The sequence below is a fragment of the Streptomyces sp. TRD_SC_5 genome (assembly GCF_056836825.1).
In genome coordinates this window covers 3,835,521-3,847,802 of the sequence record NZ_JBWZZS010000001.1, presented here as the reverse complement: position 1 = coordinate 3,847,802, position 12,282 = coordinate 3,835,521, and the positions used below count along the sequence as shown (strand labels likewise).

At 71.8% G+C, this 12,282-nt stretch carries 9 protein-coding genes and 3 tRNA genes; 7 read left to right on the top strand and 5 right to left on the bottom strand.

The window, feature by feature from the left end:
* Nucleotides 1-35 precede the first annotated feature (35 nt).
* The 7 genes from AC1P0E_RS17925 (at nucleotide 36) to AC1P0E_RS17895 (ending at nucleotide 4,082) form a co-directional block, all read left to right on the top strand.
* Nucleotides 36-107, top strand: a tRNA-Gly gene (locus tag AC1P0E_RS17925).
* A gap of 53 nt (nucleotides 108-160) precedes the next feature.
* Nucleotides 161-236: transfer RNA gene (locus tag AC1P0E_RS17920), tRNA-Gly, on the top strand.
* 148 nt (nucleotides 237-384) lie between these two features.
* Entirely contained in the window at nucleotides 385-1,344 is a 960-nt protein-coding gene (locus tag AC1P0E_RS17915) for an ABC transporter ATP-binding protein (RefSeq protein WP_482743169.1), read from the top strand.
* Entirely contained in the window at nucleotides 1,341-2,108 is a 768-nt protein-coding gene (locus tag AC1P0E_RS17910) for an ABC transporter permease (RefSeq protein ID WP_482743168.1), read from the top strand. The genes AC1P0E_RS17915 and AC1P0E_RS17910 overlap by 4 nt, the downstream gene beginning before the upstream one ends.
* A 24-nt stretch (nucleotides 2,109-2,132) precedes the next feature.
* Nucleotides 2,133-3,353: a sensor histidine kinase gene (locus tag AC1P0E_RS17905; protein ID WP_482743167.1), complete on the top strand. Its 1,221-nt coding sequence runs from the start codon at nucleotides 2,133-2,135 to the stop codon at nucleotides 3,351-3,353.
* A gap of 11 nt (nucleotides 3,354-3,364) precedes the next feature.
* On the top strand, nucleotides 3,365-3,979 hold the full coding sequence (locus AC1P0E_RS17900; protein WP_482745796.1) for a response regulator: 615 nt from the start codon (nucleotides 3,365-3,367) through the stop codon (nucleotides 3,977-3,979).
* 30 nt (nucleotides 3,980-4,009) lie between these two features.
* Nucleotides 4,010-4,082: transfer RNA gene (locus AC1P0E_RS17895), tRNA-Gly, on the top strand.
* Between the two features lie 58 nt (nucleotides 4,083-4,140).
* On the opposite strand, the gene AC1P0E_RS17890 is transcribed toward AC1P0E_RS17895, so the two are convergent.
* The 5 genes from AC1P0E_RS17890 to AC1P0E_RS17870 form a co-directional block, all read right to left on the bottom strand.
* Complete coding sequence (locus AC1P0E_RS17890) at nucleotides 4,141-5,040, bottom strand: phosphoribosylaminoimidazolesuccinocarboxamide synthase (RefSeq protein WP_482743166.1); 900 nt, start codon at nucleotides 5,038-5,040, stop codon at nucleotides 4,141-4,143.
* A 77-nt stretch (nucleotides 5,041-5,117) separates the two neighbouring features.
* A complete protein-coding gene (locus AC1P0E_RS17885; RefSeq protein ID WP_482743165.1) occupies nucleotides 5,118-6,605 on the bottom strand; it encodes a N,N-dimethylformamidase beta subunit family domain-containing protein in 1,488 nt (495 codons plus the stop codon).
* A gap of 355 nt (nucleotides 6,606-6,960) precedes the next feature.
* The gene (locus AC1P0E_RS17880) at nucleotides 6,961-8,580 is read right to left on the bottom strand and encodes a M48 family metalloprotease (RefSeq protein WP_482743164.1); all 1,620 of its coding nucleotides are present in this window, start codon (nucleotides 8,578-8,580) and stop codon (nucleotides 6,961-6,963) included.
* Nucleotides 8,581-8,812: 232 nt separating this feature from the next.
* The gene (gene purD / locus AC1P0E_RS17875; protein WP_482743163.1) at nucleotides 8,813-10,066 is read right to left on the bottom strand and encodes a phosphoribosylamine--glycine ligase; all 1,254 of its coding nucleotides are present in this window, start codon (nucleotides 10,064-10,066) and stop codon (nucleotides 8,813-8,815) included.
* Between the two features lie 41 nt (nucleotides 10,067-10,107).
* Entirely contained in the window at nucleotides 10,108-12,270 is a 2,163-nt protein-coding gene (locus AC1P0E_RS17870; RefSeq protein WP_482743162.1) for a DNA polymerase III subunit gamma and tau, read from the bottom strand.
* Nucleotides 12,271-12,282 lie beyond the last annotated feature (12 nt).

The window sequence follows — 12,282 nt, the reverse complement described above, 5'->3', positions numbered from 1 at the left end:
GGGGCAAGGCCACAGGGCCCGACCCCAAGCAGCGTGCGGGTGTAGTTCAGTAGTAGAACATCCCCCTTCCAGGGGGAAGGCGCAGTGTGCAATTCCTGTCACCCGCTCTACATCACTTCCCAATCACTTCGGTGAATCGGGTACAGTGGTGGCACCAAATGCGGACGTGGCTCAGTTGGTAGAGCATCACCTTGCCAAGGTGAGGGTCGCGAGTTCGAATCTCGTCGTCCGCTCCAGGCAGTACGAAGGCCCCGGTCATTGCGACCGGGGCCTTCGTTGTTGTGCCCCTGGTCCCTTGTCCCTTGCTCGACTTCTGACATTTGTCATGCGCAGTGGTGACAGCCCGCACTGCCGGTGGCCGTGGTCCGGCGGAAGTCTTGTCGCATGACCACCCACGAGTACGTGATCGACGCCGAGGGGCTCCGGCGTACCTACAGCGGCGGCTTCGAAGCCGTCCGTTCCCTCTCCTTCTCCGTGGCGCGCGGTGAACTCTTCGCGCTGCTCGGCACCAACGGGGCCGGCAAGACCTCGACCCTGGAACTCCTGGAGGGCCTCGCCCGGCCCAGCGGCGGCAGCGTCCGGGTGCTCGGGCACGACCCGTACACCGAGCGCGCGAAGGTACGTCCCCGCGTCGGCGTCATGCTCCAGGAGGGCGGCTTCCCGTCCGAGCTGACCGTGCGCGAGACGGTCCGGATGTGGGCGGGATGCACCAGCGGGGCCCGGCCGGCGGGCGAGGCACTGGATCTGGTGGGGCTGGGGAAGCGGGAGAACGTACGGGTCAAGCAGTTGTCCGGCGGGGAACGGCGGCGGCTGGACCTCGCGACGGCGCTGCTCGGGCGGCCGGAGATCCTCTTCCTCGACGAGCCGACCACCGGGCTCGACGCCGAGGGACGGCGCGAGACGTGGCAGCTGGTGCGGGAGCTGCGCGACGGGGGGACGACCGTGCTGCTGACCACGCACTACCTGGAGGAAGCGGAGGAACTCGCCGACCGGCTGGCGATCCTGCACGAGGGGCGGATCGCCGCCGAGGGGCGGGTGGACGAGGTGGTGGCGGCGTATCCGTCGCAGATCTCCTTCGAGCTGCCGGACGGCTACCACCTGGGGGACCTGCCGCCGCTCGGGCAGCTGGGCGTCACGGGGCACGAACTGGCGGGGCGGACGGTGCGGTTGTTCACGGACCGGCTTCAGCGGGCCGCGACGGGGCTGCTCGCCTGGGCGGACGCGGCCGGGGTGGAGCTGCGGGGGCTCGATGTGCGGTCGGCCTCGCTGGAGGAGGCCTTCTTGAACATCGCGCGCGAGGCGAAGAAGAGCGAGAAGGCGGAAGAAGAGGTGGGTGCGCGATGAGTACGGCGATTGCGGGACGTATGGCGGCGCTGACGCGGGCCGAACTGACGTTGCTCGTACGGCACAAGGCGGTGCTCCTCACCGCTCTGGTGCTGCCGGTGGCCATGACGTATGCGATGCGGCCGGTCGTCGACGACCTGGACCTCGGCAAGGCGGGGCTTTCGCTGGGTGCGGTGATGATGCCGATGGCCGTGGCGTTCGTGCTGATCTTCGGGGTGTACTCGGCGCTGGTCACGGTCTATGTGGTGCGGCGCGAGGAGCTCGTACTCAAGCGGCTGCGGACCGGGGAGCTCGGCGACGCGGAGATCCTGGCCGGGACGGCCGCCGCCACACTGGTGGCCGGGCTCGTGCAGTGCGTGGGGCTGTTGATCGCGGGGGCGGCGGTCCTGGGGATGGAAATGCCGGCCGATCCGTTGTGGGTGGTCCTCGGTGTCGTGCTGGGGCTTGTGGTCGCGGGTGTGATGGCGGCCGCCACGACCGCCTTCACCCGGTCCGCCGAGGGCGCGCAGATCACGATCATGCCGATGATGCTGGTGTCGATGGTGGGCTCGGGGGTCGTGGTGCCGCTGGAGCTGCTTCCGGACCGGATCGCCTCCGTCTGTGAGCTGCTGCCGCTGTCGCCGGTCGTGGAGCTGGTGCGGGGCGGCTGGAGCGGTCAGTTGGGGGTGTACGAAGCGCTGGGGGCCGTCGCGACCGCTCTCGCCTGGGCCGTACTGTCGGTATTCGCTGTGCAGCGGTGGTTCCGGTGGGAGCCGCGGCGATAGAAGTCGGGCGCCGGAGGGGCGGGGATGAAGGGCTTCTGGGGGAAGCGGAGTCAGGCCGGGAAACTGGACCTGTACATGCGGGTGACGCTGTATCTGCTGCCGTGGTTGATCTCGATCGGCGTTCTCACGCCGCTCGCCGAGGGACTGAGCCGCGATGCCGACGCCGTCGCGCTCGCTCGCGGCGTGCTCGCCCTGTCCGTGGCCCAGTGCGCGGTGGCGATGCACAGCATCCGCCGAGGGCTCGCGCACTACATCGACGGGGCCCCCGCGCCATGGCGTTCCGCCTCCGTGGCGCTGGCACTGGGCGGCGTTTCGGCAGGCCTGATCGTGACCCTTCAGGCGACAGGCGGGATGAAGGACGGGTCGGTGATGGTGCAGACGCTTCCGTACGCCCTGATGACCACAGCCATGTCGACCTTCATGCTGTCGACGCTCCGGCGTCTGCTGCTCGGGACGGTGGTGGCCGCGGCCCTGCTGGCGGGGGCGCTGGCCGCCACCGGCGCGGGCACCGGGCCGGCCGCGGGCGGGGTGGCGGTCGTGCTGTTCGTGGCGCTGTTCGCGCTGCTGACCACGCGCTCGTCGGCCTGGTTCATGGCGGTCATCCGCGAGCTGGACCGGGCCCGCGACGTGTCCGCGCGGCTCGCCGTCGCCGAGGAACGGCTGCGCTTCGGACGGGACATGCACGACGTCATGGGGCGCAATCTCGCCGTCATCGCGCTCAAGAGCGAGCTGGCGGTGCAGCTGGCGCGGCGCGGCAGGCCGGAGGCCGCCGATCAGATGGCCGAGGTGCAGCGGATCGCGCAGGAGTCGCAGCGCGAGGTGCGGGAGGTTGTACGGGGCTATCGTGCGGCGGATCTTTCCGCCGAACTGGAAGGGGCCCGGGGCGTGTTGAGCGCGGCGGGCATCGGCTGCCAGGTGGACCGTGCGCGGCTCGGCGACGATCTGCCGGCCGGCGTGCAGTCGGCGCTCGGATGGGTCGTACGGGAAGCCACGACCAATGTGCTGCGGCACGGGGACGCGCGCAGCTGCACGGTGCGGCTGACGGCCGAGGGCGGGCAGGCGGTGCTGGTCGTGGAGAACGACGGGGCGGGTGGAGTGCCCGCCGCGGGTACGCCCGGTTCGGGGCTTGCCGGCCTCCGGGAGCGGCTGAGCGCAGTGGGCGGGACGCTGCGGGCGGGGCCCGCCGGGGACGGACGGTTCCGGCTCACGGCCGAGGTCCCGCTGGTTCAGGAGGTACTGCGGTGAGCGATGCCGAGGTGCGGGCCCCGGTGCGGGTGCTGCTCGCCGACGACGAGCACCTGATCCGCGGCGCGCTCGCCGCGCTGCTCGGTCTTGAGGACGACCTCGTCGTCGTCGCCCAGGCCGCTACCGGGCCCGAGGCGCTGGCGATGGCGCGGGCGCACCGGCCGGACGTCGCCGTACTGGATCTGCAGATGCCGGGCGCCGACGGTGTGAGTGTGGCCACAACCTTGCGAGCCGAGCTGCCCGGCTGCCGCTGCATGATCGTGACCAGTCACGGGCGGCCCGGGCACCTGAAACGGGCGCTCGCGGCGGGGGTGCGGGCGTTCGTACCGAAGACCGTCAGCGCACAGCGGCTGGCCGAGCTGATCCGGAGCGTACGGGACGGAAACCGTTACGTGGACCCGGAGTTGGCCGCCGACGCGATCTCCGCCGGGGACTCGCCCTTGACCGTACGAGAGGCGGAAGTGCTGGAGCTGGCGGCGGACGGGGCGCCCGTCGCGGAGATCGCGGAGCGGGCCGCGCTGTCGCCCGGGACGGTACGCAACTATCTGTCCTCGGCGGTCTCGAAACTGGGTGCGGAGAATCGTCATGCCGCGGTGCGGCTCGCACGCGAGCGAGGTTGGGTATAGTTGGCATCGCACAACGGCAACACAGTGCATGCGGACGTAGCTCAGTTGGTAGAGCGCAACCTTGCCAAGGTTGAGGTCGCCAGTTCGAACCTGGTCGTCCGCTCAGAGTCAGAAGGCCCCGGTCATTGCGACCGGGGCCTTCTGCGTTGCCTGGCGCTGGGCTAGGACCAGGTGGTTCCGGTGAGGAGTTCGTACGCCTCCAGGTACTTCGCCCGGGTCGCGTCGACGATCTCCTGCGGGAGCGCGGGCGGCGGCAGCTCCGCCTTGCGGTCCCAGCCGGAGGCGGGCGAGGTCAGCCAGTCGCGGACGTACTGCTTGTCGTACGACGGCTGGGCGCGGCCGGGCTCCCAGGTGGCTGCGGGCCAGAAGCGGGAGGAGTCCGGGGTCAGTACCTCGTCGGCGATGATCAGCTCCTCGCCGTCGAAGCCGAACTCGAACTTCGTGTCGGCGAGGACGATGCCCCGGTCGCGGGCGATGTCGCGAGCCCGGTTGTACACGGCGAGGGTCAGCTGGCGCAGCTGGGCTGCCGTCTCGGCGCCGACCTGGCGGGCCACTTCCTCGTAGCTGACGTTCTCGTCGTGGTCGCCGACCGCCGCCTTGGTGGCGGGGGTGAAGATCGGGGCCGGGAGCTCGGAGCCGTCGGTCAGGCCCTCGGGGAGGGCGAGGCCGCAGACGGTGCGGGTCTGCCTGTACTCGGTCAGGCCCGAGCCGGTGAGGTAGCCGCGGGCCACGCACTCGACCGGGACCATCCGCAGGGACTTGCAGATGAGCGTGCGGCCGGCCCAGTCGGCAGGGGCTCCGGCGGGGAGGTCGGTGGAGATCACGTGGTTCGGGGCGAGGTCCGCGAGCTGGTCGAACCACCAGAGCGAGAGCTGGGTCAGGACCCGGCCCTTGTCGGGGATCTCGGTGGGCAGCACCCAGTCGTACGCGGACATGCGGTCGCTGGCGACCATCACGAGGTCGCCGGCCTCGTTCTGGTAGAGGTCACGCACCTTGCCCGTGTGGAGGTGGGTCAGGCCCGGGAGCTGGAGCGGCTCGGGCTTTTCTACGAATCCGGACACGGTTCCTCCGCGTAGGTTGATCCAGGAGCGCTTCTGATTCTCCCGTATGCGAGGCGCGGGTGGCGGGGCGGGGCGGGTTAGTCGCGTTTGCAGATGCGGTCCAGGAGGTTCGCCGTCGCGCGCTGGATGCGGGGGTCCACGTGGCCCGGGCGGTCCAGTGCCGGGGACCAGGCGAAGGTGCCCGAGGCGAAGACCAGTGCGCCGCTGGGGGCCCGGTAGAGGGACGTCTCCTGGTGGCGGCGGTGGCCCTCGCTGTCCTCGTACGGGGAATGGGCGAGCAGGATCCGGTCCTCGTGCTCGGGGAGCTGGGTGCGGGGGAAGTAGCGGTCCGCCTCTCCCGCCACCAGGCCCTCGATCTCGTCGTTCTCGTGCGCGCCGGTCGCGTCCCAGAGCCAGTGGTCCGCGTTGCGCACTACCAGGGGGCGGGGTTCGGGGACCCTTCCGGCGTACTGGATGCCCATCAGCTGCTGCTCGGGGCGGTCGATCTCGCGCCAGAGTGCGGGCTTGCCGGGGGCTCGGCGCTTGCGGCAGGTGAGGAGGCGGTCGGCTGTGCCGGAGGGGGAGGGGGCGAGTTCTACCTGCCAGTACATCGTGTTGGCGGAGAGGAAGACCAGGGACGTGCCTGCCTCGCGGGCGAGTTCCGTGGTGCGGCGCATGGGCGCGGACCAGTACTCGTCGTGGCCCGGGAAGACCAGGCCCCGGTAGCGGGTCGGGTCGATGCGGCCGGCGTGCAGGTCGCGGGCGTCGGCGTAGGCGAGGTCGTAGCCGTAGCGCTCGGCCCAGCGGATGAAGTCGTACGCGTGGCCTACGTGGAGGGGGAGGCCGGCGCCTGCGTACGGCCGGTCGAAGGAGACCGTTGTGGCTGCTTCTTCTTCGCCCAGGAGGCGGCCCATGCTGTCCCACGCGTGGTACAGGCTGGCGCCGGTGCGGCCGTCCTCCGGGTAGAGGTTGTACGCCTGCCAGGTGATGTCGGGCAGGAGGAGGAGCAGGTCGGCCGGATGGCTGTCGCGGACGGTGAAGGGGATGTGGGACCGGTAGCCGTCGGCGGTGGTGAGCACGGCGACGTACGCCCCGATGCTCCAGAAGTCCGGGATCTGGAGGCGCCAGGACAGCCACCAGTGGTGGCAGGAGACGGTGCGGTCGGCGGTGAGCGGGGCCGGCTGGACGATGCCGGACAGGCGGGGGCTGGTGGTGATCTTTGCCGCGCCGTCGCCGGCGTAGTGGCCGATCCGGTAGATGTCCACGGAGAACTGCTGGGGCGGGTCCACCGTGATGTGGAAGTCGATCGCCTCGCCGGGGGCGGCGGCGCCTGGGGACGCGAAGCCTTTGATCTGCTGGCGTACGTCGTCGGCGGTGCGGGGGCCGGTGGTGGCGGAGCGGGGTTGGGGGAGCTTGGCTCCTGTGACGGGGTCTACGTGGTCGGCGTACCAGGGGATGACCTGGCCGCTGTCGCTGAAGTAGTGCTCGCCGCCGCGCAGCCAGGGCAGTGGGCCCTGGCCGAAGGGATCGGAGACGGCGTGCGCCAGGGCGCCCGATTCCCAGCGTCGGATGAACTCGTCCCCCATGCCGCTTCCCTCCCTCTAGCCCCCGAGACAACTGTGATGCGCCACTTGTCAGCTACTGGACCCCAGCACATCACATAACGCACGCACTCCGTCACCGTTCGTCGCGAATTGACGTTAACGGAACGTCTGCTTCCGGTAAGCGGGGGCGTGGTAGGGGTGCGGGGGTGCTGTTGGGCGGGGTTTTGCGGGGGCGTTGGGGTCGGTGCCGCGCCGGGGCGTCTCCTCGGGCGTCGAACGTTTCGGGTACTGGGTTTTCGTCGGGGTGGTTGCGTTCGACGCCCTGCGGGGAGCGCCCCGGCACGTCCCCTCCCGGCACCGTGGCTTGGTGGTTGGGGGCGTGGGGTACGCGGCGTAGTCAGACCAGGCGGACTGTTTTTTCCGGGCGTACTCCTACTGAGGCCAGCCAGGAGCGCAGTGGTGCCGGGTCGGCGTCTTCTACGAGGTTCAGGACCCGGGTGCCCAGGTCCGCTCGGCGTTCGCCGTCTATGAGGAGCGTGGGGCCGTCCAGCCAGTCCAGGCCCGGGGCGGCGCCGGCCGTGTCCACTGCGGCGCAGCAGACCATCGCGGTGACGTGGTCGGCCAGCAGATCGCGGCCCGTCCTCGGCGGCTGGAGGGGGAAGAGCGGGCCCGTGTCCCAGGGGGCGTCGTCGCCTTCGCCCAGCGTGAGCGGTGCGGGCGGCGGGGCGGCTGCCTCTTCGCGGGCCACCTCCGCGCCGATGGCAGCGGCCAGCGTCTCGGCTGCCGGTTGTGAGGCGGACAGGTGGTCCATCACCCGGGTGAGGGTGGGGGCGGCGGGGACGGGGGCGCGGCGTACGCCCATCGTGTCCAGGACCCGGTGCAGGCGGGCGGCGTCCGCGCGCCACTTCCGGTCCACGACCTCTTCCGGGTACTGGGCCCAGTCCACCGGCGACCAGTCCGGGCCCGGCTCGGCGGGGCCGCCGTGGAAGAGTCGGGCGGCGAGGAGCGAGGTGGCCTCGTCCACGGTGCCTGGTTCTTCAAGCAGGTCGCAGGCCGGGCGTTCGCCCAGGCGGGAGGTGAAGCCCTCGGCCAGGCGGTCGCGGCGCGAGAGTTCGGTGAGCGCGGAGACGACGCCGGCGTCGAGGCGGGACGGCCAGCGGCCCATGCGCCAGGCCGGCAGGGCCACCCGGGTCAGGAGCCTGTCCCAGCCCGCGTACGCCAGGCCCACCTGCTCCTGGGCGACGATCCGCAGGCCGTAGTCGACCGTCTGGGCGCGTTCGGAAGCGGCTGTGGCTACGCCGCGCTCCATCTCTGCCGCGTGGACCCGGCAGCTGCGGAGGAGGAGTTTGGAGGTCCAGCCGACGAAGCTGAGCGGGACACGGCGCAGTGGCCCCTGGCCGGGGGCGGCCGCGACTGCCACCGCCGCGTCCAGGCCGCGGAGGAAGCGGCGGGCCGCTGCTATGTCGGGGTGCGCGGAGGGGCCCGTGCCGGCGACCACCGGGGCGAGCACCGCGCGCAGCTCGGCCACCCGCATCCACCACAGGAACGGGGACCCGATGACCAGCACGGGCGCTGCCGTTGTCCTGCGGCGCCGAGGGGCGGCGCCCGGTATGGACGCCGGGTGTGTGCGGTCCTCCAGCCAGCTGTCGCAGTCCGGCGTCAGCGCTATCGCGGACGGCGCCGGTACCTCCAGGCGGTCCGCCAGGTCGCGGACGAGGCGATAGAGATCCGGAGCGGAATGCTCGGAGACCTCGACCGTCGGGGTTGTGGCGGGTCTCGCCCGTGCGATCACCGCTCCTACGGCGGCGGCAGCCAGCAGAACCACGACCGCTGTGGCGGTCATCACCCAGCGCGCGGCGTCCCAGCCCCCGCCGACCGCGTGGCCCGTCGCGCCGCCCACCAACAGGACGACGGCGACAGCCGCGGGCAGCAGGGCGACGGCCAGCGCCGTACTGCGGACGCGCAGCACGGCAAGAGCCCTGGAACGCGCGGACTGCGCGCCCTTCTCCACACCCATACCGGTACCGGACACGGCCGGACGTCACCCCCTTCGCCCTGCGACGGCTTCGCTCATTCCCCCACTGTGGCACCCGCCACTGACATCGCAATGTCGGTGGGCCAAGTGCCGGAATGCTTGCGCCGCACCCTAGTTGGGGGTTTGGCGGCCGTCAGCCGGATGGCCCAGCGGTCACTCGATGGAATGGCTTTGGGGAAAGCTGCTGACGTTCGGTGGGGCGGCGGAGCCGCGATCAGGCCTCGGATGCCGCCTTCCGGGCGATGTCCGTGCGGTGCTGCGAGCCGTCGAGGCGGATGCGGGAGACGGCTGTGTACGCCCGCTCGCGGGCCTGCGTGAGGTCCTTGCCGGTCGCTGTTACGGACAGCACTCGGCCGCCCGCGCTCACGACGGCGTCGCCGTCGCGCCTGGTCCCGGCGTGCAGGACGTACGCATGGGGCGCATCCTGGGCCGCCACCTCGTCGAGGCCCTCGATCGGGTCGCCCGTGCGGGGGGTCCCGGGGTAGTTGTGCGAGGCGATCACCACCGTCACGGCGGCGTCGTCGCGCCAGGTCAGCGGCGGTTCGACGTCGAGAGTGCCGTTGGCGGAGTTGAGGAGCACGCTCGCCAGCGGAGTCTTGAGGCGGGCCAGGACCACCTGGGTCTCCGGGTCGCCGAAACGGGCGTTGAACTCGATGACCCGTACACCGCGCGAGGTGATCGCCAGTCCGGCGTACAGCAGCCCGGAGAAGGGCGTGCCACGGCGGCGCAGTTCGTCGACGGTCGGCTGGAGGACGGTGGCCATGACCTCGTCGACCAGCTTGGGGTCGGCCCACGGGAGCGGGGAGTACGCGCCCATGCCGCCGGTGTTCGGGCCCTCGTCGCCGTCGAGCGCGCGCTTGAAGTCCTGCGCGGGCTGGAGCGGGAGGACGGTCACACCGTCGGTGATTGCGAAGAGCGAGACCTCGGGGCCGTCGAGGAACTCCTCGATGACCACGCGGTCGCAGGCGAGTGCGTGGTCGCGGGCCGCCCGGAGGTCGTCGGTGACTACGACGCCCTTGCCGGCGGCGAGGCCGTCGTCCTTGACGACGTACGGCGCGCCGAAGGCGTCCAGGGCCGTGTCGATCTGTTCGGGGGTCGTGCAGACGTAACTGCGGGCCGTGGGGACGTTCGCCGCGGCCATCACGTCCTTGGCGAAGGCCTTGGAGCCCTCCAGCCGGGCGGCCTCACCGGACGGGCCGAAGCAGGGGATGCCGGCCGCGCGTACGGCGTCGGCGACGCCCGCGACGAGCGGCGCCTCCGGGCCGACGACGACGAGGCCGGCGCCGAGCTCGCCGGCGAGCCGGGCAACGGCCGCACCGTCGAGGGCGTCAACCGGGTGCAGCTCGGCCACCTCGGCGATGCCGGCGTTGCCGGGGGCGCAGTACAGCGCGGTGACGTCGGGATCGAGGGACAGAGAGCGGCACAGGGCGTGTTCGCGGGCGCCGCCGCCGATGACGAGGACCTTCACGGTGTGCAGCCTAGCCCGCGCGCCGCACTCCCCCCGCCGGGCTACTCGTTCGTGAACTCCTCGACGACCGTCGCGCCCAGCTCCCGCACGATCAGGTCGTGGCCGGAGAGCGCCGAGTCGACGAGGTCCGGATCGTCTTCCTCCGGTACGTCGTCCTCGATCGCCATCGGCGGAGGAGGCGGCTGGGGCGGGGGCGTCGAATCCCCGGCGTACGGCGTGCTTGAGGAGGCCTCGGGAGCCGGGCGCTGCGGGCCCGAAGCCTGCGGTGCGGCGGGGGCGGGGGCCGGCTGGGCCTGCGGGGCGGGGCGCGGGGCCGGGGCCGGGGGCCGCCCGCCGAAACCGCCACCGCCTGCGGTGCCACCCCCGCCGAAACCGCCTCCGCCGCCGGACGGCGGCGCGCCGCCGCCACCGCCGGACGGGTCGACGACCGACTCGATCTTCCACTGCACGTTGAAGGACTCAGCCAGCGCCTGCTTCAGCACGTCCTCACTGCCGCTGCTCGCGAAGTTGTCGCGGGCGCCGGCGTTGATGAAGGCGATCTGGAGCGTCGTCCCGTCGAAGCCGCTGACCTGTGCGTTCTGGCTGAGCAGGATCCAGGTGAAGCGCCGTCGGTTCTTGACGGCCTCCAGGATGCCCGGCCACATGTTCTGCACCTGTACGGCGCCCTGCGCGGCCGACTGCGAGACGGCGGGCGGAGCCGCGGGGGCCGCAGGAGCCGCCGCCGGAGGTGCGGCGGGCGCGGGCTGCGGCTCGGGCCGGCCCTGACCCGGCGCGGAGGCGGTGGGCCACCCGCCGGGCCGGCGCCCGGCGGTGTCCTGCCCGGCGCCGCCACCGCCGCCGCCCGAACCGGGCCACGCACCGGGACGCTGTCCGCCCTCGGCGGCCGCGGGGGCCGGCTCCGCCGCCGGGGCGGGGGCAGGCGCGGCAGCCACGGGGGCGGGCATCACGGGAGCAGCGGGAGCCCCATGTGCCTCGGGCCCCGGTACGTACCCCATCGCGGGCCCAGGAGCAGCGGCCGCGGCCATGAACGCACCCCCGCCACCTCCCCCGTTCCGCTCAAGGCGATCCAGTCGTGCCTGGAACGAACGCTCGTCGTCGAACGCGGCGGGCAGCAGCACGCGGGCGCAGATCAGCTCCAGCTGGAGGCGCGGGGACGTCGCGCCGCGCATCTCGGTGAGACCGGTGTTGACCAGGTCGGCGGCGCGGCTCAGCTCGGCCGCGCCGAACACCGAGGCCTGCGCCTGCATGCGCTCCACGACATCCGCGGGCGCGTCGATCAGGCCCTTCTCGCGGGCGTCCGGAACGGCGGCCAGGATCACCAGGTCCCGCAGCCGCTCCAGCAGGTCGGCCACGAACCGCCGGGGATCGTTTCCGCCCTCGATGACCTGGTCCACGACCTCGAACGCCGCCGCTCCGTCACCCGCCGCGAAGGCGTCCACGACCGAGTCGAGCAGCGAGCTCTCGGTGTACCCGAGGAGCGCGGTCGCCATGGCATATGTCACACCGTCGTCGGCCGCACCGGCGAGCAGCTGGTCCATGACGGACATCGAGTCACGCACGGACCCGGCCCCGGACCGTACGACGAGCGGAAGTACTCCGTCCTCGACCGGGATGCCCTCCTTGCCGCACACCTCACCGAGGTAGTCGCGCAGTGTCCCGGGCGGCACCAGCCGGAACGGATAGTGGTGCGTACGCGACCGGATCGTCCCGATGACCTTCTCGGGCTCGGTGGTCGCGAAGATGAACTTCAGATGCTCCGGGGGCTCCTCGACCACCTTCAGCAGGGCGTTGAAGCCCGCCGGGGTGACCATGTGCGCCTCGTCGATGATGTAGATCTTGTAGCGGCTGCTCGCCGGGCCGAAGAATGCCTTTTCCCGCAGGTCACGGGCATCATCCACACCACCGTGCGAAGCGGCGTCGATCTCGATGACGTCGATCGATCCCCGGCCGTTCCTGGCCAGGTCGATGCAGGACTGACACTCGCCGCAGGGGTTGGGCGTGGGGCCCTGCTCGCAGTTCAGACAGCGGGCGAGGATGCGGGCGCTGGTCGTCTTTCCACAGCCCCGCGGCCCGCTGAACAGGTACGCGTGGTTGACCCGGTTGTTACGCAGGGCCTGCTGCAGCGGGGCAGTGACATGCTCCTGCCCGATGACCTCGGCGAACGACTCGGGACGGTAGCGGCGGTAGAGCGCAAGGGACGACACGTATACGAGGTT